22 protein-coding genes are annotated in these 22,552 nt (G+C 71.2%); 8 read left to right on the top strand and 14 right to left on the bottom strand.

The annotated features are described in order from the left end of the window. Positions 1-4: 4 nt before the first annotated feature. Positions 5-400, bottom strand: a complete 396-nt coding sequence (locus tag I5731_RS14810) for a RidA family protein (protein ID WP_197312169.1) — start codon at positions 398-400, stop codon at positions 5-7. A gap of 306 nt (positions 401-706) precedes the next feature. Here I5731_RS14810 and I5731_RS14805 point away from each other — a divergent pair, with 306 nt between their 5' ends. The 3 genes from I5731_RS14805 to I5731_RS14795 are packed head-to-tail and all read left to right on the top strand — an operon-like array spanning position 707 to position 6,038. After that, the gene (locus I5731_RS14805) at positions 707-2,764 is read left to right on the top strand and encodes a hydantoinase/oxoprolinase family protein (protein ID WP_197312168.1); all 2,058 of its coding nucleotides are present in this window, start codon (positions 707-709) and stop codon (positions 2,762-2,764) included. Between the two features lie 26 nt (positions 2,765-2,790). Then, positions 2,791-4,587 carry a hydantoinase B/oxoprolinase family protein gene (locus I5731_RS14800; protein ID WP_197312167.1) on the top strand — a complete coding sequence of 599 codons (1,797 nt, stop codon included), beginning with the start codon at positions 2,791-2,793 and terminating at the stop codon, positions 4,585-4,587. Positions 4,588-4,643: 56 nt separating this feature from the next. Continuing rightward, positions 4,644-6,038: an aminotransferase gene (locus tag I5731_RS14795; protein ID WP_197312166.1), complete on the top strand. Its 1,395-nt coding sequence runs from the start codon at positions 4,644-4,646 to the stop codon at positions 6,036-6,038. A 31-nt stretch (positions 6,039-6,069) separates the two neighbouring features. On the opposite strand, the gene I5731_RS14790 is transcribed toward I5731_RS14795, so the two are convergent. The 3 genes from I5731_RS14790 to I5731_RS14780 form a co-directional block, all read right to left on the bottom strand. Beyond that, positions 6,070-6,252, bottom strand: a complete 183-nt coding sequence (locus I5731_RS14790) for a DUF2256 domain-containing protein (RefSeq protein WP_197312165.1) — start codon at positions 6,250-6,252, stop codon at positions 6,070-6,072. Beyond that, complete coding sequence (locus I5731_RS14785) at positions 6,249-7,787, bottom strand: cryptochrome/photolyase family protein (protein WP_197312164.1); 1,539 nt, start codon at positions 7,785-7,787, stop codon at positions 6,249-6,251. The genes I5731_RS14790 and I5731_RS14785 overlap by 4 nt, the downstream gene beginning before the upstream one ends. Positions 7,788-8,048: 261 nt before the next feature. Further along, positions 8,049-8,423, bottom strand: a complete 375-nt coding sequence (locus I5731_RS14780; RefSeq protein ID WP_197312163.1) for a winged helix-turn-helix transcriptional regulator — start codon at positions 8,421-8,423, stop codon at positions 8,049-8,051. A 108-nt stretch (positions 8,424-8,531) separates the two neighbouring features. Here I5731_RS14780 and I5731_RS14775 point away from each other — a divergent pair, with 108 nt between their 5' ends. After that, positions 8,532-9,545: a zinc-binding alcohol dehydrogenase family protein gene (locus I5731_RS14775; protein ID WP_197312162.1), complete on the top strand. Its 1,014-nt coding sequence runs from the start codon at positions 8,532-8,534 to the stop codon at positions 9,543-9,545. Between the two features lie 24 nt (positions 9,546-9,569). Here I5731_RS14775 and I5731_RS14770 read toward each other — a convergent pair whose 3' ends face one another. Genes I5731_RS14770 through I5731_RS14760 form a run of 3 tightly spaced genes read right to left on the bottom strand, consistent with a single transcriptional unit; the run spans position 9,570 to position 11,679 of the window. Beyond that, positions 9,570-10,823, bottom strand: a complete 1,254-nt coding sequence (locus I5731_RS14770; RefSeq protein WP_197312161.1) for an RNA polymerase sigma factor — start codon at positions 10,821-10,823, stop codon at positions 9,570-9,572. Continuing rightward, entirely contained in the window at positions 10,820-11,185 is a 366-nt protein-coding gene (locus tag I5731_RS14765) for a YciI family protein (RefSeq protein ID WP_197312160.1), read from the bottom strand. The genes I5731_RS14770 and I5731_RS14765 overlap by 4 nt, the downstream gene beginning before the upstream one ends. Before the next feature lie 50 nt (positions 11,186-11,235). After that, positions 11,236-11,679: a hypothetical protein gene (locus I5731_RS14760; RefSeq protein WP_197312159.1), complete on the bottom strand. Its 444-nt coding sequence runs from the start codon at positions 11,677-11,679 to the stop codon at positions 11,236-11,238. Positions 11,680-11,932: 253 nt separating this feature from the next. Here I5731_RS14760 and I5731_RS14755 point away from each other — a divergent pair, with 253 nt between their 5' ends. After that, positions 11,933-12,637, top strand: a complete 705-nt coding sequence (locus I5731_RS14755; RefSeq protein WP_197312158.1) for a glutathione S-transferase — start codon at positions 11,933-11,935, stop codon at positions 12,635-12,637. Between the two features lie 39 nt (positions 12,638-12,676). Here I5731_RS14755 and I5731_RS14750 read toward each other — a convergent pair whose 3' ends face one another. From I5731_RS14750 to I5731_RS14730, 5 genes are read right to left on the bottom strand one after another with little or no spacing between them, the layout of a single operon-like run. Continuing rightward, positions 12,677-13,756 (bottom strand): alpha/beta hydrolase, encoded by a 1,080-nt coding sequence (locus tag I5731_RS14750; RefSeq protein WP_268926578.1) that lies wholly within the window; start codon positions 13,754-13,756, stop codon positions 12,677-12,679. Then, complete coding sequence (locus I5731_RS14745; protein WP_197312156.1) at positions 13,642-14,568, bottom strand: SDR family oxidoreductase; 927 nt, start codon at positions 14,566-14,568, stop codon at positions 13,642-13,644. Before I5731_RS14745 ends, I5731_RS14750 begins: the two co-directional genes overlap by 115 nt. 36 nt (positions 14,569-14,604) lie before the next feature. Then, positions 14,605-15,228, bottom strand: coding sequence for a class I SAM-dependent methyltransferase (locus tag I5731_RS14740; protein WP_197312155.1), 624 nt, complete (start codon positions 15,226-15,228; stop codon positions 14,605-14,607). A gap of 12 nt (positions 15,229-15,240) precedes the next feature. Further along, positions 15,241-17,559, bottom strand: a complete 2,319-nt coding sequence (locus I5731_RS14735) for a xanthine dehydrogenase family protein molybdopterin-binding subunit (protein ID WP_197312154.1) — start codon at positions 17,557-17,559, stop codon at positions 15,241-15,243. A 10-nt stretch (positions 17,560-17,569) separates the two neighbouring features. Further along, on the bottom strand, positions 17,570-18,037 hold the full coding sequence (locus I5731_RS14730) for a (2Fe-2S)-binding protein (protein ID WP_197312153.1): 468 nt from the start codon (positions 18,035-18,037) through the stop codon (positions 17,570-17,572). A 205-nt stretch (positions 18,038-18,242) separates the two neighbouring features. Here I5731_RS14730 and I5731_RS14725 point away from each other — a divergent pair, with 205 nt between their 5' ends. Next, a complete protein-coding gene (locus I5731_RS14725) occupies positions 18,243-18,944 on the top strand; it encodes a TetR/AcrR family transcriptional regulator (RefSeq protein WP_197312152.1) in 702 nt (233 codons plus the stop codon). A 50-nt stretch (positions 18,945-18,994) separates the two neighbouring features. On the opposite strand, the gene I5731_RS14720 is transcribed toward I5731_RS14725, so the two are convergent. Then, the gene (locus tag I5731_RS14720; RefSeq protein ID WP_197312151.1) at positions 18,995-19,900 is read right to left on the bottom strand and encodes an SDR family oxidoreductase; all 906 of its coding nucleotides are present in this window, start codon (positions 19,898-19,900) and stop codon (positions 18,995-18,997) included. Positions 19,901-19,999: 99 nt separating this feature from the next. Between I5731_RS14720 and I5731_RS14715 the strand changes: the two genes are divergently transcribed. Next, positions 20,000-20,830, top strand: coding sequence for a helix-turn-helix transcriptional regulator (locus I5731_RS14715; protein ID WP_235981814.1), 831 nt, complete (start codon positions 20,000-20,002; stop codon positions 20,828-20,830). A 76-nt stretch (positions 20,831-20,906) separates the two neighbouring features. Here the strand turns inward: I5731_RS14715 and I5731_RS14710 are convergent, their stop codons facing one another. After that, positions 20,907-21,797, bottom strand: coding sequence for a LysR family transcriptional regulator ArgP (locus tag I5731_RS14710; protein WP_197312149.1), 891 nt, complete (start codon positions 21,795-21,797; stop codon positions 20,907-20,909). A 74-nt stretch (positions 21,798-21,871) separates the two neighbouring features. On the opposite strand from I5731_RS14710, the gene I5731_RS14705 reads away from it, so the two are divergent. Next, the gene (locus I5731_RS14705) at positions 21,872-22,504 is read left to right on the top strand and encodes a LysE/ArgO family amino acid transporter (RefSeq protein WP_197312148.1); all 633 of its coding nucleotides are present in this window, start codon (positions 21,872-21,874) and stop codon (positions 22,502-22,504) included. The last annotated feature ends 48 nt before the right edge of the window (positions 22,505-22,552 follow it).

Below are 22,552 nucleotides of genomic sequence, written 5' to 3'. Positions count from 1 at the left end.
CGGCTCAGGACGCGACGAAGGCGATCGCCTCGATCTCGACCAGCATCTCCGGTTCGGCGAGCGCCGCCTGGACGGTGGTGCGGGCCGGCGGATCGACGGGAAAGAACTCGGCGAACACCGCGTTCATCGCCGCGAAGGTGCGGATGTCGGCGAGGTAGACGTTGCATTTCAGCACGTCCCCCGGCGTTGCGCCCCCGAGCTCGAGGATCGAGCGGATGTTGGAGAGCACCTGCCGCGTCTGCGCCTCGACATCGCCGCGGCCGACGAGTTCGCCGCGCTCGTTCCAGGCGACCTGACCGGCGGTGTAGACGAAGCCGCCGGCCGCGGTGCCCGGCGAATAGGGGTAGGACGGACGCGGCTGGAAGGCGAGATTCGGCGGCACGAGGCAGGTCTTCGGCATGGCGGCGGCTCCCGTAGCTGACGCCGTCCATCCTGCAATCGACATGCCGCGCATCACTGCAAGTCACTTGCGTGCCATGCATTGAAATGGCCTCTCCCCGCGTATTGTCTGGCGCCGGCGCGCCTGCCTATTTCGGTGCCAACCGCCGAAAGATGAGGCGATCACGCCTCGGCTATTTGACCAATCGCGGCGATCTCCGTCGATCCCACCGCGGTCCCTCCTCTGGCCTGCAACTTGCTTGCATGGTGCGCAAGTCATGAACTGGGCGCGCCGGCCTTCCTGGCCGGCAGACGGAGGACCGAACGGATGCGGCTGTCGATCGACGTGGGCGGAACCTTCACGGATCTGGTGATGGACCGGGGCGGCGTACTCTCGATGTACAAGGCTGCGACGACCTACCCCGACCCTGTCGATGGCATTCTCGATGCCGTCGCCGTGGCCGCCGAACAGACCGGCGGCACCGTCGCCGGCCTGCTCGCCGAGACCGACCTGCTGTTCCACTCCACCACGCGCGCGATCAACGCCGTCGTCACCGGGCGCACGGCCCGCACGGCTCTACTCGTCTCCGCGGGGCACCCGGACATCCTCGTCATCCGCGAGGGTGGCCGGACCGATCCGTTCAACTACCAGATCCCCTACCCGCCCCCCTACATCCCGCGCTCGCTGACCTTCGAGGTGCCGGGCCGCATCTGGGCCGACGGCCGCGAGATGGCGCCGTTCGAAGAGGCCACGGTGCTCGAGATCATCACGGCGATGCGGGCGGCGGGCGTCGAAGCCGTCGCGGTGTCGCTGATCTGGTCGATCGTCAACCCGGCGCACGAGCTCGCGGTCGGCCGGCTGATCGAGGCGCACCTGCCGGGCGTGCCCTACACGCTGTCGCACCAGCTGAACCCGACGGTGCGCGAGTACCGCCGCACCTCGTCGGCGGCGATCGACGCCTCGCTGAAGCCGATCATGCAGGGCTACATGCACGCGCTGAAGACCCGCCTCGGCGAAGCCGGGCTGAAGGGGCGCATCTTCGCGGTGACCTCGCAGGGCGGCCTCGTCGACGTCGACGACCTCTCGGAGCGCCCGATTCTCGCGCTCAACTCCGGCCCCTCGATGGCCCCGGTCGCCGGGCGCTACTTCTCCGCCGAGGAAGGTTGGGACGCCGCGATCGTCACCGATGCCGGCGGCACCACCTACGACGTCAGCCTCGTAAAGGACGGCGTGATCCCGTGGACCCGCGACACCTGGCTCGGCACGATTTATCGCGGCCATCTCACCGGCTTCCCCTCGGTCGACGTCAAAAGCATCGGCGCCGGCGGCGGCTCGATCGCCCGGGTCGATGCCTCGGGCCTGCTGCACGTCGGCCCGGAGAGTGCCGGCTCGACGCCGGGCCCGGTGTGCTACGGCCGCGGCGGCACCCGGCCGACGGTGACCGACGCCGCCGTGGTGCTCGGCTACATCGATCCCGGCTTCTTCCTCGGCGGCCGCATGGGCCTCGCCCGCGATGCCGCCCGGGAGGTAGTGGAGCGCGACGTCGCGCTGCCGCTCGGCCTGTCGGTCGAGGATGCGGCGCTGGCGATCATCGATCTCGCCACCGAGCAGATGGTCAACGCCATCGAGGACATCACGGTCAAGCAGGGCATCGACCCGACCGGCACGGCGATCATCGGCGGCGGCGGCGCGGCGGGCATCAACACGGTGCTGATCGCCCGGCGCCTGCGGTGCTCCACGGTGATCGTGCCCGACGTCTGCGCCGCGCTCAGCGCCGCCGGCGCGATGATGTCCGAGCTGACGCGCGACTTCGCCGTCACCGCCATCATGCCGACCCGCCTGTTCGACCCCGCGCGGGCGCAGGCGATCGTTGCCGACCTGACGGCGAAGGCGGAAGCCTTCTTCGCGGCCGCCGGCGCGGACGCCTTCGACAAGCGTATCGATCTTGCCATCGAGGGCCGCTACCCGAGCCAGGTCTGGGAGATCGAGGTGCCGTTCACGCCCGCCGATCTCGGCGCGCCGGACGCGGTCGCCCGGCTCGTCGCCGCGTTCCACGCCCGCCACCAGGACCTGTTCTCGTTCCGCGACGACGGCGACGACGTCGAGATCATGGGCTGGCGCGCCGTCGCGCGCTGCCGCGTCGCCGAGGAGAGCCGCGCCCATCTCGCGCCGCAGCCGGGGGGCGGGCCGAAGGCGGTGCACCGCACGATGACCTTCCGCGAGACCGGCCCGGTCGAGGCGCCGGCCTTCCGCTGGGACGACCTCGACCCCGCAGAGCCGGTGGTCGGTCCCGCGGTGATCGAGTCGAGCTTCACCTCGGTGGTGATCAATCCCGGCGCGACGGCCCGCAAGAAGCCGTCCGGCCAGCTCGTCATTTCGCTTTGAAGTCCGGCCGCGAGGAGATCCAGCCCATGACCTCTGCCCCGTCCCCCGCCCCGACTGTCGCCCCGGCCCGCGCCCGGCCCGACGGCGTCCGGCTCGCCATCGTCCAGAAGCGCTTCGAAGGTGTCACGCGCAAGATGGCGAACACGCTGCTGCGCACCGCGCGCTCCGGCGTCATCAACACGGCGCGCGACTTCTCCTGCGCCCTCGTCACCGCCGACTGCGAGCTCCTGACCGCCGCCGACAGCTATCCGATCCACGTCATCGGCGGCGCCGACCTGATGGCGCGGGCGATGCTCGACATGCATCCGGACCTGAAGCCCGGCGACGCCTTCCTGCACAACTCGCCCTATCACGGCAACAGCCACGCCGCCGACCACACCATCCTCGTGCCGGTGTTCGACGACGACGGCCGCCACCGCTTCACCGTGCTCGCCAAGGCGCACCAGGCCGACTGCGGCAACTCGCTGCCGACGACCTACATGGGCGATGCGCGCGACGTCTACGAGGAAGGCGCGCTGATCTTCCCGGCGGTGAAGGTGCAGACCGGCTACAAGGACATCCAGGACATCATCAACATCTGCATGATGCGCATCCGCGTGCCGAACCAGTGGCGCGGCGACTATCTCGCGACGGTCGGCGCCGCCCGCATCGGCGAGCAGGAGATCATGCGGATGGGGCGCGAGCTCGGCTGGGACGCGCTGACCCGTCATGCGCAGGACTGGTTCGACCTCTCCGAACAGCAGATGATCGACTGCATCCGCACCATCCGCCCTGGCCGCGCGCGGGCGACCTCGGTGCATGATCCGCTGCCGCGCACGCCGCCCGAGGGCATCCCGGCCAACGCCGACGTGACGGTCGATCCCGAGGCGGCGATCATCACCGTCGACATGACCGACAACATCGACTGCCTGCCCGTCGGCGTGAACCTCTCGCACGCCTGCGCCCGCACCGCCGCCATCGTCGGCGTCTTCAACAGCCTGCCGACGCCGATGCAGCCGAACGCCGGCAGCCTCCGGCGCATCGTCGTGCACCTGCGCGAGGGCTGCGTCGTCGGCATCCCGTTCCACCCGACCTCGACCTCGGTCGCGACGACCAACCTCGGCGACCGCGTCACCAACGCGGTGCAGTGCGCGCTGGCCGCCATCGACCCCGCGATCGGCATGGCCGAAGGCGGTGCGGCGATCCCGCCGTCGGCCGGCGTCATCTCCGGCGTCGATCCGCGCAACGGCCACGCCTTCGTCAACGAGGTGATCCTCGCCGGCGCCGGCGGCGCCGGCACGCCGACCCAGGACGGCTGGCTGTCGCTGTTCTCGATGGGCAACGCCGGCATGCCGTTCTACGACAGCGTCGAGGTGGACGAGATGCTGCATCCGATGATGATCACGACGCGCCGCCTCGTCGCCGACAGCGAGGGCGCCGGCATGCACCGCGGCGCGCCGGGTCTGCTCACCGAGTACCGCCCGGTCGACTGCGACTTCGAGCTCGGATTCTGCAGCGACGGCACCGTCAATCCCGCCAAGGGCACCCGCGGCGGCCACGACGCCCAGCCGGCGCGGCAATGGCTCGCCGCCGACGACGGCACGATCACGCCGCTCCGGACCTCCGAGCAGATCCATGTCCGCCGCGACCAGACCGTCGTCTCCTACGCGACGGCAGGCGGCGGCTACGGCGACCCGGCAACGCGCGATCCCGAGCGCGTCGCCAGCGACGTGCGCGAGAAATGGATCACGGCCGGACGCGCCCGCGACGTCTACAAGGTCGCCCTCGCCCCGGACGGCACCGTCGATGCCGCCGAAACCGCGCGGATCCGCGCCGGCGCCTGAGCCGCCCCGGCCGCCCCGCCGGGGCGGCCTTCACTCCGTTGCACCACGAGGCAGCGATGCAGGACAGCGCCGCGACGACCGCGAATTCCGACAGCGCCCGCGACCGCGCGGCCCTGATCCATCCGATGACCGACCTGCAGCGGCATGACCGCGAGGGGCCGCTGCTCGTCACGCGCGGCGAGGGCGTGCACGTCTATGACGACGACGGCAACGCCTACATCGAGGGCGTCTCCGGGCTGTGGTCGGTGTCGCTCGGCTTCGGCCAGACCCGCCTCGCGGACGCGGCCTACCGGCAGATGCGCGAGCTGCCGAGCTATCACCTCTTCCGCCACAAGAGCCACCCGCCGGCGATCCGCCTCGCCGAGCGGCTGCTCGCCATCGCGCCGGTGCCGATGTCGAAGGTGTTCTTCGCCAACTCCGGCTCGGAGGCGAACGACACCGCCGTCAAGCTCGCCTGGTACTACAACAACGCCCTCGGCCGACCCGGGAAGAAGAAGATCATCGGCCGAATCGGCGGCTACCACGGCATCACCGTGGCGTCGGGCAGCATCACCGGGCTTGCCCGCAACCATGCCGATTTCGACCTGCCGCTGCCGAACTTCCTGCACACCGACTGCCCGAGCCACTGGAAGTACGGCCTGCCCGGCGAGAGCGAGGCGGCCTACGCCGTGCGACTCGCCGCGAACCTCGAGGCGCTGATCCTGCGCGAGGGCCCGGAGACCATCGCCGCCTTCTTCGCCGAGCCGGTGATCGGTTCGGGCGGCGTCATCGTGCCCCCCGCGGGCTACTTCGACCTGATCCAGCCGATCCTGCGGAAATACGACATTCTCTTCATCGCCGACGAGGTGATCTGCGGCTTCGGCCGGCTCGGCGCCATGTTCGGCGGCAGCCTCTACGGCCTCGCGCCGGACATGATCACGGTCGCCAAGGGCCTCTCGTCCGGCTACCTGCCGATCTCGGCACTGATGATGAGCGAGGCGATCTGGGAAGCCTGCTACGCGCAGTCGGGCAAGCTCGGCGTCTTCGGGCACGGCTTCACCTACTCCGGCCATCCGGTGGCGGCCGCCGTGGCGCTCGAGACGCTCGATCTCTACAAGGAGCTCGACGTGCTCGGCAACGTCGCCCGCCTCGCGCCGCTGCTGCAGCAGGGCATCCGCAGCCATGCGGAGCATCCGCTGGTCGGCGAGGCGCGCGGCGTCGGCTTCCTCGGCGGCTGGGAACTCGTCGCCGACAAGACGGCGAAGACACCCTTCGCCGAGCCCGGCCGCGTCGGCCTGATGGTCGAGCGCCACTGCCAGGCCCGCGGCGTCATCCTGCGCGCGCTCGGCGACATCCTCTCCACCGCCCCGCCGCTGATTGCCACGGCCCCCGACATCGAGCGGATCGTCGAGGTCGTGGGCGAGGCCCTCGACGCGACGCTGGACGACCTCGCGCGCGGGGTTCGGATCTAGCGCCCTCGACGATGACGGCGCCGGCCGGGCGTCAGCGCGGCTCGGTCCCAGCCGCCGGCCCGCTCTTCGCCTTGCGGTTCCCGCGGCAGGCGTCGGAGCAGTAGAGCACCTCGTCCCAGACCTTGCTCCACTTCTTCCGCCAGGTGAACGGGCGCTGGCAGACCGCGCAGGTCTTGGTCGGCAGGTCGGCCTTGGCGATGCGCTTCTGCTTCACAGCCGCCCCGCGCGCATCGCATCGAGATGGGCCGCCGCCTGCTCGCGCAGCGCCACCTGCTTCTCCGCTCCCATCCGGTCGAGGTTGGCATAGACGTAGGGCATGCGGGCGTTGCCGCTGAAGCGGTCGCGGTGGCGGGCCATGAAATCCCAGTAGAGCGCGTTGAACGGGCAGGCACCCTCCCCGACCGAAACCGCCGGATCATAGGCGCAGCCGGCGCAGAAGTTGCTCATCTTGTTGATATAGTTGCCGCTCGCCGCATAGGGCTTGGAACCGAGCAGCCCGCCGTCGGCGTAGAGCGCCATGCCGAGGGTGTTCGGCGCCTCGACCCATTCATAGGCATCGGCATAGACGGCGAGATACCATTCGTGCACCGCCTTCGGCGCGATCCCGGCAATCAGCGCGAAGTTGCCGGTGATCATCAGGCGCTGGATGTGGTGCGAATAGGCGTGGTCGAAGGTGTGCGCCAGCGCCTCGCGCAGGCAGGCCATCCGCGTCTCGCCGCTCCAGTAGAACCACGGCAGCGGCTCGGTCGCCTCGAGCGTGTTGCGTTCCAGATACTCCGGCATGAAGCGCCAGTAGACGCCGCGCACATACTCGCGCCAGCCGAGGATCTGCCGGATGAAGCCCTCGGCGGCGTTGAGCGGCGCCGCGCCGGCGCGGAACGCCGCCTCGGCCTTCTGGCAGACCTCCAGCGGGTAGAGCAGCCCGGCGTTGATGTAGGCGGCGAGCAGCGAGTGGCGCAGGAACGGCTCGCCGGCCACCATCGCGTCCTGATGGTCGCCGAAGCCCGGCAGGATCTGATCGATGAAATGATCGAGCTCGCGCAGCGCCTGCCGCCGCGTCACCGCGAAGTGGAACGGCTCCAGCCGGCCGTAGCCGTCCGGAAACCGCCGCCGCACCAGGTCGAGCACCTCGAGCGTGATTGCGTCCTTCCGGAAGCTCAGCCGCCGCGGCGACGAGAGCCCGGCCTTCGGCGGCTTGCGGTTGTCGGCGTCGAAGTTCCAGCGCCCGCCGGCGGGCTTGCCGCCCGGCTCCATCAGAATGTCGTGCCGGCGGCGCATCTCGCGGTAGAAATACTCCATCCGCAGCTCGCGCCGCCCCTCGACCCAGTCGCCGAATTCGGCATGGGCGCAGAGAAAACGGGTGTCGGGCAGGATGTCGAGCGGCACCGGCAGCGCCAGCCGCAGCGCCTCGAACCGCTCGCGCAGCCGCCATTCGCCGGGCTCGGTCACCATCACCCGGCTCGGCCGCAGTTCCTCTACCGCGCGCAGGATCTCGCCGTCGAGGCTCTGGCTGTTGGCCTCGTCGTCCAGCGTGACGTAGCGCACGTTGTGCCCGGCCTGCCGCAGCGCCTCGGCATAGTGGCGCATGGCGGAGAACAGAAAGGCGATCTTCTTGACGTGGTGGCGGACGTAGCTTGCCTCGGCCATCACCTCGGCGATCAGGATCACATCCGTGCCCTTCTCGGCCTCCGCGACGATGGCGAGCCGCGCCGAGAGCTGGTCGCCGAGGACGACGCGCAGCACCGTCATGCGGCCCGCCTCGGGGCAAGCATCGAGATCGCCCCATTTGCTTCCGCGGGGTAGCGGGCAACGGCCGCGGCGGCGCTCCACCGCGGACGCGAGCGGACCAGGCAGGGCTCGCTCCCCGGCGCGGCGGCCGTGTCGTTCAAAAATCGGCGCATGGTGACTCTGCTCTGCGTGCGGCTCGCGACGTCAACTGCGCCCGCGCCGAGCGAAGTCAAGGGACGACCCGCCCGGCCGACACGTCGCAAATCGACGACACCCGCTGCCTCAGGCCGCCTCGCGCGGATCGTGGCCGGTCGGCTTGCCGTAGAGGCCGATGTTGGCGTCGCCCCATTCCTTCAGCGTGCGCAGGATCGGCTCCATGCTGCGACCGAGTTCGGACAGCGAATACTCCACCTTCGGCGGCACCTGCGCGTAGACCTTGCGGGTGATCAGCCCGTTCTCCTCCATCTCGCGCAGTTGGTTGGTCAGCATCCGCGGCGTGCAGTTCTGCACGTGGCGGCGCAGCTCGTTGAAGCGCAGCGTGCCCGAGAGCAGATGCCACAGGATGATCGACTTCCACTTGCCGTCGATCAGCCCGATGGCGGCCTCGACCGAACAACCGGGGGTGCAGTCGAAGCGGGAATGCCGGGCCTTGGCCATGCGGACAGTATCCTTTTCGACACTATGTGCATTGCTTGTGCGTATTGTGATCCATCGAGCGTAGGCACAATTTCCGCCCATTGCAATCGACACGACGGAGCGACCATCATGAAGGCCATCGGCTACAGGCCCCCCGGCAGCATCGACCGGGCGGACGCGCTGGAAGACATCGACCTGCCGCGGCCGGTCGCCTCCGGCCACGACCTCCTCGTCGAGGTGGCGGCGATTTCGGTGAACCCCGTCGACACCAAGATCCGCCGCAGCGCCGCCCCGGCGGACGGCGAGTTCAAGGTGCTGGGCTGGGACGCCGTCGGCCGCGTCGCCGAGGTCGGGGACGCCGTCACCGGCTTTGCGGTCGGCGACGAGGTCTACTACGCCGGCTCGATCCTCCGGCCGGGCGCCAACGCCGAGTTCCATCTGGTGGACAGCCGCATCGTCGGCATCAAGCCGGCGACGCTGTCGAACGCCGAGGCCGCGGCGCTGCCACTGACCGCGATCACCGCCTGGGAAATGCTGTTCGACCGCCTCGACGTCCGCCGTCCGGTGCCGGGCGCGGCGAAAGCGGTCCTGATCATCGGCGGCGCCGGCGGCGTCGGCTCGATCGCCATCCAGCTGCTGCGGGCGCTCACCGACCTGACGGTGATCGCGACCGCCTCGCGTCCCGAAACGCAAGACTGGGTGAAATCGCTCGGCGCCCATCATGTCGTCGACCACGCGCGGCCGCTCGCCGAGCAGGTCGAGGCGCTCGGCGTCGGCGCGCCGGCCTTCGTGTTCTCGACCACCGAGACCCATCGGCATCTCGACGAGATCATCAAGCTGATCGCGCCGCAGGGCCGCTTCGGCCTGATCGACGACCCCGCGCAGCTCGACGTCAACGGCTTCAAGCGCAAGGCGGTGTCGATCCACTGGGAGCTGATGTTCACCCGCTCGATCTTCGGCACGCCGGACATGGGCGAGCAAGGCAAGCTGCTCACCGAAGTCGCCGCTCTGGTCGACGCCGGCCGCATCCGCACCACGCTGACCGAGACCCTGTCGCCGATCAGCGCCGCGACGCTGAAGACGGCCCACGCTCTGATCGAGACCGGCAAGGCCCGCGGCAAGATCGTGCTCGAAGGCTTCTGAGCACGGCGGCCGGCAGCGGGGCGATCAACCGCGCCCGCCCCGGGTGCCGTCCCGCAGCGCCGCGAGCCGCGCCATCAGATGCGCGCGCAGCGCGGGGTCGTCCGTCAGCCCGATCGCCGTCTCGAGCGCCGCGGCGGCCTCCGCCGGTCGGCCGGCGAGCGCGGCGACATGGCTGCGGGCGACCCACCACGGCTGATGCCGCGCCACCCGCTTGTCGCCGAGTGCGCCGAGCTCCGCCGCGGCGGCGTCGACCTCGCCGGCGTCGGCCATCACCACGGCGCGGCCGATGCGGGCCCCGATGCTGTCGGTGTGGCGGACGAGGAGATCGTAGAGCGTGCGCAGGGCGGCGAGGTTGAGCCGGCCGGTGAGCGGGCGCTGCACGTGCACCGACTGGATCGCCGCCTCGCACTGGAACCGCCCGAAGCGCCCCGCCCGCGCCGCCGCGCCGAGCAGCCCCTCCGCCTCGATGATCATGCTCCGGTCCCAGAGACGGGCGTCCTGCCGGTCGAGCGGCACGAAGCCGCCGTCCCCGTCGCGCCGGGCCGCCCGCCGCGCCGTGCAGTAGAGCATCAGTGCAAGCAGGCCCTGCGGCTCGGGCTCGCCCGGCATCAGGGCTGCGATGAGGCGGGCGAGGAAGATCGCTTCGCCGGTCAGCGCATCGGGGGCGGCGGGATGATCCCAGCCGTCCCAGCCCTGGCCGAACACCGCATAGATCGCGTCGAGCACCGCGTCGAGCCGGGCCGGCATCTCCTCCGGCTCCGGCAGCGCAAAGCGCAGGCCGGCATCGCGAATGCGCAGCTTCGCCCGCACCAGCCGCTGCGACATCGCGGCGGGTTCGGTGAGGAAGGCGCGTGCGATGCGGCCCGCGTCGAGGCCGAGCACGGTCTGCAGGATCAGCGGCGTGCGCGCCGCGGGGTCGATGGCGGGATGGGCACAGACGAACATCAGCCGCAGCCGGTCGTCCGGCAGCGCGGCGCCCGGATCCGCGAAGCCGAGCCGCCGTTCGATCTCGGGCGCGGCCGCGCGCTGGACGCGGCCGGCCCGCGCCGCGTTCTTCATCCGGTTGCGCGCCGCCGTCACCAGCCAGGCGTCCGGGTTGTCCGGCACGCCGCGGCGCGGCCAGACCGTGAGGGCGGCCAGCAGCGCCTCCGACAGGGCGTCCTCGGCCGCGGCGATGTCGCGGTCGCGCAGCGCGAGGATGGCGACGAGCTTGCCGTAGCTGGCCCGGGCCGCCTGTTCGGCGATCCGGGCCGCCTCGCCCGCAGCGGGCGCGGTCACGCCGGCGGCGCGGACATCGGCAGAACCGGGCGCACCTCGACGCAGGCCGACGTCGCCGACGGCGCCTGCGCCGCCCAGTCCAGCGCCGCGTCGAGGTCGGGCACCTCGATCACGAAGTAGCCGCCGAGCTGCTCCTTGGCGTCGGCGAACGGGCCGTCCTCGACCCGGCGCACGCCGTCGCGGACCCGCACCGTGGTCGCCGTGTGCGGCGGCTGCAGCGCGTCGCCCTTCACGATGACGCCGGCCGCCGTCATCGCCTGGATGAAGGCGTTCCAGCCACCCCAGTAGTCGGCGGCCTCGGCCGGGTCGGTGCGACGGGAAAACTCCGAGAGGGGCTCGGTGAACATCAACATGAACTGCATCGTCCGGTCTCCTTGAGTTACGTGGATACGAATGGCGCGGGGCGCGCGGATCAGGCCCGCGCGGCGGGATGGCGGCTCGCGGCGAAAAGACCGCCGGCGATGGCGACGACGAGGCTGAGGATGACCACCTGCCCCACCCCGAGCGCCGCGAAGACGCCGTGCACCGCGTCGCCGACCCAGAGCACCGCATAGGCCCCGAGCGAGGCGCCGAGCACCTCGCGCGCCGGCCGCGCCCGGACGAGCAGCAGCGCGCTGCCGACGAGGCCGCCCGCGACGCCGAGGGCGAAGGCGAGTGTCATCCAGAGCGGCTGGCCGGTCATCACCGCCGCCTGGTCCGGCGTCAGCCCCATTGCCACGAGACTGGCCGGGGTCGCCGTGATGGCGCGGACGAACTGCACGGCGCCGAAGAGATTCCACGCGATGCCGCCGAGGGCGACGAGGGTGAGCCAGGGCGGCGTTCGGGCGCGGGATGAAGCGAGGGAAAGATCGGACACGGCGTGCCTCCTGCGGACTTGCGAAGGCGCCGGAATGGCGACTTCTGCCGGGATGACACGCGAGGCAGCGGAGTTTCGACAGGCCGGCGAACTTTTTGGCGCACCGGATGAGCGGGGAGTGCCGGGCGAGCGCGCGCCGATCACGCGGCCATGTTGCCGTCCCGGCCTGCGGGTGGTCCGATGCGAACCAACGGCGCCGCCGGGTGTTCCCCGTCGGGGCGGCGCCCCACCGGCGATGAGGAGGACCAGCGTGATGGCGGATTATGACCTCTACTATTGGCCCGTGCCGTTCCGGGGCCAGTTCGTCCGCGCCATCCTCGCCCATGCCGGCAAGAGCTGGACCGAGCACGACGCCGCCGAGATCGGCAAGCTGATGCGGCGCGCGCCCGGCGACCAGCCGATCGCCTTCATGGGGCCGCCGGTGCTCATCGAGACCCGCTCGGGGCGGGCGCTGTCGCAGATGCCGGCGATCGCGACCTGGCTCGGCGACAACCTCGGCCTCACCGGCCCCGACCCCTTCGAACGTGCCCTCGTGGCGAAGGTCGCCGGCGACGCCAACGACGTCATCGACGAGCTCACGCTGGACGGCGGCCGGCAGATGTGGACCCCGAAGCGCTGGCGCGCCTTCGTTCCCCGTCTCGAGGATTGGGCGCGCATCTTCGAGGCGACGGCCATCCGCCACGGCGTCGAAGCCGACGCCGGCTATTTCCTCGGCACGCCGGAGCCCGGCGTCGCCGACATCGTCACCGCCACGCTCTGGTCGACGATGGGTGACCGCTTTCCGCCGATCCAGGAGATCGTCGACGCCGCCGCCCCCCGCACCGCCGCCCTGACCCGCCGGATGCAGGCGACCCCGGCGCTCGACGCGCTGAAGGCGCGGTCGTACGAGCGCTACGGCGATGCCTATTGCGGCGGCGAGATCGAGAAATCGCTACGCAAGGTGCTCGGCGCCGCGTGAAGCCTGCCGTCCGTCACTGCAGCCGGCCCGACCCGCCGCTCACCCGCCGAGATGCCGCGTGTAGAACGGCACGAGTTGATCGATCGCACGATCGAGGTACTCGGCGACATGGTACATGTCGTAGTGCCCGGCGCCCTCGATGACGAAGAAGTCCTTCTCGGCCGACGGCGCGCGCTGGTACAGCGTTTCCCCGTCCTCGTACTGGCCGGTCGCGCCGCGCGTGCCGGCGACGATCACCTGCAGCGGCAGGGTCAACAGCTCCGGGACGAGAGCGAAGGCATCGTAGCTGAGCAGTTGGCCGAAGCTCTTGAACAGCAGGCGGTTGGTCGAGTTGGGGTGCCGATACGGCGGCTCCCGGTAGAAGCGGATCGCAGACAGCAGTTCCGGGTCGACGATGCCGGCCGCTTCGGCCTCCGCGACGCTGTCGGGGATCCACGGATTCTGCCGCTCGGCGCCGCCGCGCGCTTCGGCGGCACGCTGCCGGCCGACGGCCTCCAGCGTGTCGCGCACGCCCTCCCGTCCGAAAATCCGGCGCAGCGCGGCGCCGATGTTGCCGCCGACCACCGTGCCGAGCGCCTTGAAGCGGCGGTCGCTCAGCGCGGCCTCCACCGCATAGCCGCCGCCGGCACAGACGCCGAGCAGGCCGAGACGCTCCGCGTCGACGAAGGGCAGCGTCGTCAGGCAGTCGGCGGCGCATCGAATGTCCTCGACGCGCGCCGCCGGACTCTCGAGGTTGCGCGGCGTACTGCCGCTTTCGCCCTGGAACGACGGGTCGAAGGTCAGCGCCAGGAAGCCACGCGCGGCGAGGCGCGACGCGTAGTTGGCGCCGATCTGCTCCTTGACGCTGCTGCCGGGCGTACCGACGACGATCGCGGGGAACGATCCGGCCTCGTCGAAATCGTTCGGCACATGAAGAACGGCGGCGATGTCATTGGCACCGTTCTGGAATGTGAAGGGATGACCGGTTGCTGTCATCGTGCCTTTCTCCTTTTTCGCCGCCGATCTCACGCCGCCGCAGCCGGGAAGATGGCGCCTGTCATCGCCTCGGAGCGTTCCCAGAGCCGCGCGGCGACCGCCCGGTCCTCGGCCGCGGGCGGTATTTTCGAGGCTGCCGGCCATCCGCGTGTCTCGCCCAGGCGGTCGGGCCCGTAGTAGCCGCCGGCCTTTGCCTCCGGCGACGTCGCGGCGAAGAGGATCGGCAAGGCGCCCTGCGCCGTCGGCTGGAACAGGAACGGCAAAGTCGTGCGCAGGATCCGGTTGATGTCCCACCGGCCGGCCGAGTTGAGCAGAAGGTCGGTGCGCGACACGCCCGGGTGCGCGGCGATGCTGGTGATGCCCCAGCCGCCGGCGGCACTGCGCCGCTGCAGTTCGAAGGCGAACATCAGGCACGCGAGCTTCGACTGGCAGTAGACCGGCATCGGCCGGTAGCTCTTCTCGGCGTTGAGGTCGTCGAAGTCGATCTTGCCGCTGCGCGCGGCGACGCTGCTGAGCGCGACCACCCGCGCCCGGTCGCCGCGGCGGAGCAGCGGCAGCAGTCGCGCGGTCAGCGCGAAATGGCCGAGATGATTGGTGCCGAGTTGCAACTCGAACCCGTCCTCGGTCACCCGCCGCGTCGGCGGCACCATGACGCCGGCATTGTTGACGAGAAGGTCGAGCCGCTCATGTGCCGTCCCGATCCGTTCCGCGAATTCGGCGATCGAGGCGAGGTTGGCGAGATCGAGGCGCTCGAAGACGATCTTCGCGCCGGGAACGGCGGCCTGCACTCGTTCGACGGCCTCCGCACCCTTCGCGGGCGATCGGCCGGCGAGGATCACCGAGCCGCCGGCGCGGGCAAGGGCCAGCGCGGTTTCGTAGCCGATCCCCCCGGTCCCGGTGACGACGGCGAGCCGCCCGTCTTGCGGGGGAATGTCGCTGGTTGTCCACTTCGTCATGTTGAAATCCAATGAGGCTGAAGAAGAGCGTCGCCCTCAGGCGACGCGGTGCCGCGGGGTGCGGCGGCTGATGCGATAGACCGACGCCGGCGGCAGGTTGCGGACCGTGCCGCCGGTCCGGCTCGCTTTCAGCCCGAGCCGGTCGAGGATCGGCCGGGGCACCGGGCAGCGCGCGCCGTAGGTGAACTGGTAGAACGCGCCATCCGGCCGGAGGCAGTCGAAGGCGTTGTGCAGGATCGCGAAGACCGTGCGCGGCCGCATCGAGAGCAGACCGAGCCCGCTGATCACCGCCCCGGCTTTGACGTCCGGAAAGAGCTCGCGCGCGGAAATCCGCGCGGCATCGGCATGGAGGACGCGCGCTGCGGGATACCGCGCCTGCAGCAGCGCCGCGAACGCCTGTCCGAATTCGATCAGCGTCAAGTCCGCCGGATCTAGGCCGGCGTCGATCAGGGCGCGCGTGAAGACGCCGGTGCCGGGGCCGAGCTCGAGCACCGGTGCATGCTGCACCGTGATCTCACGCGTGATCAGCCGGGCGAGCGCGGCGCCCGACGGCGCGATCGCGGCGACGCGCAGCGGGTCGGACGCCCAGGACAGCACGAACCGAAGATGATCTGGCAACCGCGGTTCGCAGCGGTCGGGGCAATCGGGCTTGGTCAACATGAAACGTTCCCTCTACGCCGCGCGCGGCGGCAGGACCGACCGGGTTCGGCGCTCGCCGATGGTTTCGGTGACGGCGAGCGGCAGCGAGCGCAGCCGCCGCCCCGTGGCCGAATGGATCGCGTTGGCGATCGCGGCCGCGACCGGGACGACCCCCGGCTCGCCGACGCCGCCGGGTGAAAACGCGCTTTCGACGATGGCGACCTCGACCGCAGGCGCATTGGCGAGGCGCTGCATCGGGAAATCGTGGAAGTTCGATTGCTCGACCGCACCGTCCGCGATCGTGATCGCGCTCATCAGGGTGGTGGTGACGCCGAAGGCGATGCCGCCCTCGATCTGGGCGACCACCGCGTCGGGATTGACCACCGTGCCGGCGTCGATCGCGCAGAACACGCGGTCGACGGTGATCTCGCCGTCGGCGGCCACCGTCACCTCGGCGACCTGGGCCACCACGCTGAGATAGCACTCCTCGATCGCGATCCCGCGGCCGCGGCCCGGCGCCATTTCCGTGCCCCAGCCGGCCATCGCCGCCACGCGGTCGAGCACGGCGAGGTGACGCGGGCGGTCCTGCAAGAGGCCGCGGCGATAGGCGAGCGGATCCTTCTCGACGGCCAGCGCACATTCGTCGATGAAGCTCTCGGCAAAGAAGGTGTTGAACGAGAACCCGTTCGACCGCCAGAGCCCGATCGGCATGTGCCCCGGGACATGCTGGCTGCGCACGCGCCGGCTGGGAATGGCGTAATATGGCTTGTCGAGCCCTTCCACCGACAGGGCGTCACCGTCCGGTCCCGGATTGAACGGGAGATTGCGGCCTGCGACGGATTCGATGACGGACTGCGCCGCGACGCGGGCGTCGTAGGCGACGGGCAGGCCGGTCGGTCCGAGCGCCGCGCGCATCCGTGCGGCCGCATGACTGCGGTAGAGGCCGCGGCCGATGTCCTCCTCGCGCGACCAGATCACCTTGACGGGCCGCCCGCGGTGGCGACTGGCGAGAAACGCCGCCTGCGCGGTCACGTCGAGATCGCTGCGCCGGCCGAAGGCGCCGCCGTTCATCGTGATCTTGCTGGTGACCGAGGTCGGCTCGACGCCCGCCCAGTTGCAGCCGCGGAAGACGCCGGTACGGACCCCGATCGGCCCCTGCGACGGCACCCAGGCCTCCGCCGAACCGTCGGCGCGCACGATCACCGTCGCGTTCATCGGCTCCATGCAGGCGTGGGTGACGAACGGCACCTCGTAGGTCGCCTCGATCACGCCCGCCGGACCGGTCCCGAGCAGGGTCTCGACATCGCCCTCGTCGAGGTTCTGGTATGGGGCGTCGCTGACGAGCGCCGCCTGCAGCCGGGCGGACATCTCGTCGCTGTCGGCGCCGTCCGCCGCGGTGGAGGTCCATGCGATCTCGAGGCGGGCGGCCGCCTGTTCGGCCCGCCACCAGGATGCGGCGACGACCGCGACCTGGCGCCCGTCGATGATGGCGACATCGACGACGCCCGCTTCCGCACGCACGGCCGCCCCGTTGTCGACGCGCAGGACGCGGGCGCCGAACACCGGGGCATGCCGGACTGCGGCGTGCAGCATGTCGGGCAGCACGACGTCGAGGCCGAACACCGGCGCGCCGCGCACCTTGGCGGGCACGTCGACGCGCGGCTGCGACCGGCCGATCAGCCGCCACTCGGCCTCGGGCTTCAACACGGGATCGCGCGGCGGCGGCAGAACGGCGGCCTCGCGGGCGAGTTCGCCATAGGAGAGGCTGCGGCCGGTCGCCGCGTGGCGGACGAAGCCGCCCGCCGTGTCGAGTTCGGCCACCGGGACGCCGAGCCGCGCGGCAGCGGCGGCGATCAGCATCGAGCGGGCGGACGCCCCGGCGACGCGCATCGGATGCCACAGCGCGATGGTGGAGGACGACGCCCCCGTCGCGATGAAGCCGAGCAGGCCGAGCACGCGCTGGCCGGCCCAGACCACCGGCCCGCTCGCTTCCTCGGGGCGCACCCGCAGGACGTTGTACCAGGTCGAGTAGGCCGGCAGCGGCTCGGTCGGAAAGACCACGCTGATCCGGTCGTCGAAGGGGATATCGAGTTCCTCGGCGACCAGCATCGCGAGACCGGTGTGGATGCCCTGCCCCATCTCCGCGCGCGGAACGTTGACGACCACCCGGCCGTCGTCGTGGACCACCACGAAGGCGTTGAGCCCGGCGCGGTCGCCATCGACGAAGGTGTCGAGGCCGTCGACATCGACGGTCGCGAGATAGCCGACGCCGGCGATTCCGGCGACGAGGGCGGTGCCGCCGAGTGCGGCACCGGTGACGAGGAAGCCGCGACGGGAAAGCAGGCGGGCCATGACGGTCTCCTCAACCTTGCGCGGACAGGGCGCCGGCGGCGCGATGGATCGCCCGGCGGATGCGGGGATAGGTGCCGCAGCGGCAGATGTTGCTGATCGCGCCGTCGATCTCGGCGTCGGTCGGGCGCGGCACCTGCGCCAGCAGCGCGGTCGCCGCGATCATGAAGCCCGGCTGGCAGAAGCCGCATTGCGGCACCTGCTCGTCGATCCAGGCCTGCTGCACGGCCGACAGCGTGCCGTCGGGCGCCTCGAGCCCCTCGACCGTCACGACGCTGGCGCCAGCGACGTCCGACGCGAACGTCATGCAGGACGGCACCGAAACCCCGTTGACCAGCACGCGGCAGGCGCCGCACTCGGCGATGCCGCAGCCGTACTTCGGCCCGAGGACGCCGAGGTCCTCGCGCAGGATCCAGAGCAGCGGCTTGTCGTCCTGCCCCTCGATCTCGACCGGACGGCCGTTGACGGTGAATGAAGTCACGCAGGTGCTCCTCTGCTTGCCGTGACGAAACAGCGCGTGGCTCGGCCGCGCCACCCGCCGGCGGCATCGGCCCACCACTGATTGTCTCCCGCGTGGTGCCGGTTTTCCGGTTCCACCTTGGTATACTATACCGTAGAGTATACGTCGAAAGGGTGTCAATCGGGGGAAGGCTGTCGCATACAGAAACGTGATCGAGGGGGAGCCGATGAAGGGATACGAAGACCAGCCGCTGCCGAAGCGGATCCTGCAGGCGGCGTTCGTGACGTTCGTCGAGCGGGGCTACGACAAGGCGTCCATGGACGAGGTCGCGGCGGTCGCGGGCACCACGAAGCGCACGGTCTACGCCCACTTCGACAATAAGGAGACCCTGTTCCGCGCGGCGATCGGCAACGCCGTCGAACGCTTCCTGTCCGAGCTGCCGGACCTCGACCCGGCCGGCGACCCGGAGGCCGAGCTGGCGAAGTTCGCCTCCCTGTTCAGCGATCTCTGCACCTGGCGGCGCGCGGTCCTTCTGCAACGGGTCGTGATCGGCGAGGCCGAGCGCTATGCCGACCTCGGCGAAATGCTCCACCGCGAGGTGATCGGCGGCGCCGAACGGCGCATCGCCCGCTTCTTGACGGCCCGATTCGCGATCCGGCCGCCGCCGGACGGCGGCAGCGCCGAGGAGCGCGCCCTTGCGCTGGCCCGCCTCTTCCTCAACATGGCGACCGGCCCCCAACGTACCGCGACGCTGATGGAGGCGCGAAAGCCGCCGCAGGATCATCCGTTCTGGGGCGGCACGAGGGGCGGCGACACCCCCTGGGTGAGCTTCGCGGTGCGCTTCTTCCTCGACGGCCTCGCCGCCTCGGCGGCGCCGAGGCCCGCTCCGGACCCGGCAGCGGAGCGTGAGCCTTCGCCCACGCCCTGAACCGTCCGCCGCCGCATGGGCGGAGCCGTCCCGCGCCCGCCGCCGAACCATCAGGCGGCCCGCGCCGGAAAGTACCCCGCCTCCCGGATGTCGGTGATCAGGTCCGGCCCGGCGGGGGACCAGCCGAGTGCGGCCCGGGTGCGGTCGCTGGACGTCGGCTGGTCGAGCGACGCGAAGCCGAAGAACCAGCCGAAATGCGCGCGCGCCGCGTCCACGGGGAGCGACACGCAAGGCACGTCGAGGCCGGCCGCGATCGCCTCGGCGATCACCCGGAACGGCACGTTCGACTCGGCCACCGCGTGCCAGGTGTCGACGCCGGCGCCGCGCTCGGCCGCCAGCCGGAAGGCGCGCGCCGCGTCGCTCACATGCACCGCCGGCCAGGCGTTGCCGCCGTCGCCGATATAGACCGACCGGCCCGTCCGCCGCGCGATGTCGATCAGCATCGGCACGAAGCCGTGGTCGCCCCGGCCGTGCACCGACGGCGGCAGCCGCATGACGCTCACCGGAATGCCGCGCGCCGACAGCGCCTCGGCCGCCGCCTCGGTCGCCCGGGGATAGGCGTCGGACGGCGGGAAGCCCCGATCGGTCTCGGCGGCGATCCGGTCCGCCGTGTCGAGGAAGGCGACGCCCGCCGTCACGATCAGCGGCTTGGCGGTGCCCGCGATCGCTTCCCCGAGGGTCTCGATCGCCGCCCGGTCAATGGCGCAGCAGTCCGCAAAGCGCGCGAAGTCGTGGATGAAACCGGTGTGGATGACCGCGTCCGCGCGTGCCGCGCCCGCGCGCAGCGTGTCGGGCGTCTCGAGGTCGCCGCGCAGCACCGCGGCCCCCGCTTGCTCGAGCGCCGCCGCGCTGCGGTCGGACCGGGCGAGGCCGAGCACCTGATGCCCCTCCGCGAGCAGGTCCCGGGTGACGGCGGTGCCGACAAAGCCGGTGGCGCCGGTGACGAAAACCTTCATGGCTGTTCTCCTTCTTGCCAGGACAGCCACTCTCGCGCATTCTTTATGCCGTTAAAGACGTGACTTTATCATGGTATAATGTCTGACAGGCTGGATGCGATGCAGGACGAGAACCGGCTCGGCGTATTCCTGAAAGACCGACGCCAGCGCCTCGACGCCGCCGCGCTCGGCTTCGGCGGCCGTCGGCGGACCCCGGGCCTGCGGCGCGAGGAAGTCGCCCAGCGCGCCCACATCAGCACCACCTGGTACACCTGGCTCGAACAGGGCCGCGGCGGGGCGCCGTCGCCGCGCGTGCTCGACAGCCTCGCCCGGGCGCTGATGATGACCGAAGCCGAACGCGAGCACCTGTTCCTCGTCGGCATCGGCCATGCCCCGAAGGCCCAGGCCGCCGCGCACGCGGGGATCTCCGGCCGGCTGCAGCGGTTCCTCGACGCGATGCCGATGATCCCGGCCACGGTCGCGACCGCGACCTGGGACATCATCGGCTGGAACCGCGCCGCGCAGCTGGCGCTCACCGACTACACCGCCTTGCCGCCGGAGAGCCGCAACATCCTGCGGCGGATGTTCCTCGATCCCGCGACCCGCGCAATGCAGCGCGACTGGGAGGCCGTGGCGCGGTTCCTGGTCGCGACCTTCCGCGCCGAGACCGCCCGCATCGGCGAGAACGCCCGCGCCGCGGACCTCGTCGCCGAACTTGTTGCAGCAAGCGCCGAGTTCCGGCGGATGTGGCAGGATAACGACGTCCAGACCACCGGCGAAGGCGCCAAGACCATCCGGCACCCGCGCGTCGGCGAGATCACCTTCGAGTTCTCGTCCTTTGCGATCGACGGCCGCCCGGACCTCCGGCTGATGATCTACAACCCCGCTGCCGCCGCCGACGCCGCGAAGATGCACCGGCTGTGCGAGCCGGAGCCGGCAGCACGCTCCTGAGGCGAGCCGGAACAGGACGCGTTTGCAGCGCCAGACTCTCGCAGCGGCCCGCCCCCGCCGGCCTGCCGAATTCGGCTTAACCGAGGCTCCGCTTCGCCGCCGCGCGAACCGCCGCGGTCAGGCTCCGCAGCGAGGCTACGGGGAGCCGGGCAACGGTCCAGTAGAGGTCGACGTCGAGACGGCGCCCCGGCGCGAGGTCGACGAGGCGCCCCGCGGCGATGTGGCGTTCGGCGAGCACCAGCGGCTGCATGCCCCAGGCGAGCCCGGCGAGCGCGAGATCGAGGAACGCCTGCGTCGACGGCACCCAGTGGATCGGCCCGGCCGGCTCCAGCCCGAAGCTGTCCGCCGCCCAGCGCGCCTGCAACCGGTCGCGCCGGTCGAACCGCAGTTGCGGGGCAAGGCCGAGCGCGGCGGCGTCGACGCCGTCCGGAAAGTACCGGGCGACGAACGCCGGGCTGACGCAGGCGGCATAGCGCAGCGCGCCGAGCGGATGCGTCCGGCAGCCCTGCACCGGGCCAGGGCTGGCGGTAACGGCGGCGAGCACCTCCCCCGCCCGCAGCCGGTCGGCGGTATGCGCCTCGTCGTCGAGCGTGAGGTCGAGGGAGACGGCCGCGTCGCGGCCGAACGCGGCCGCCGCGGCGGGAAACCAGGTCGCGAGGCTGTCGGCATTGACGGCGATCTTGATCGTCAGGGCGCCGTCGCCGCGCGGCACGCGGCTCCCGAGCACCGGCGCGAGCTCGGCCTCCATCAGCCGGACCTTGTCGAAGTGCGCGACGAGCGACCGGCCGAGCGCCGTCGGCCGGCACGGCTGGCCGCGCACGATCAGGATCGCGCCCAGCCGCTCCTCGAGGCCGCGGATCCGCTGCGAGATCGCCGACGGCGTGATGCCGAGCGCGCCCGCCGCGCGCTCGAAGCTGCCCTCTGTCACCACGGCGGCGACGGCGGCGAGCGCGGGATAGTCGATCATCGATGAAGCACGCCTTCACAAGGACAAGAAAAACGAGTTTCCCTTAATCCTCCGGCTGCGCCAAGAGCACGCTCATGACGCAGCTTCTCACCGCCTTCCTCACCGGCTTCGGCCTTTCCGCGGCGCTCATCATGGCGATCGGCGCGCAAAATCTCTTCGTGCTGCGCCAGGGGCTGCGGCGCGAGCATGTCGGTCCCATCGTGCTGTTCTGCGGCTCGGCCGACGCACTGCTGATCCTGATCGGGGTCGGTGGGGTCGGAGCCCTGATCGGCGCGGCTCCGGGACTGACGCTGCTGCTGTCGCTCGGCGGGGCGGCGTTCCTCGGCTGGTACGGCGTCGCCGCCCTGCGCCGCCTCGCGGCACCGGCGACCGGCGTGACCGTCACCGCGGCGGGCGGCGTCACCCTGCGGCGGGCGCTCGCCGCCACGGCGGCCTTCACCTTCCTCAACCCGCACGTCTACCTCGACACCGTGCTGCTGATGGGCACGGCCGGATCGGCCCAGCCGGCCGACGTCCGCCCCGCGTTCGTGCTCGGCGCGACCCTGGCGAGCTTCGCCTGGTTCGCCGGGCTCGGCTACGGCGCGCGCCTGCTGCAGCCGCTGTTCCGCCGCCCGCTCGCCTGGCGCCTGCTCGACCTCGCCATCGGCATGATCATGCTGACGCTGGCGGCGTCGCTGGTCGCGTCGGTCGTCGGCCGGGATGGATGAGGCATCCATCTCGGCAAGACGGCGACTCCCGGGTCAGGGCCGCTGCCC

It is taken from the genome of Methylobrevis albus (assembly GCF_015904235.1).
Taxonomy (GTDB): domain Bacteria; phylum Pseudomonadota; class Alphaproteobacteria; order Rhizobiales; family Pleomorphomonadaceae; genus Methylobrevis_A; species Methylobrevis_A albus.
This window is presented reverse-complemented; position numbering and strand designations above follow the sequence as displayed.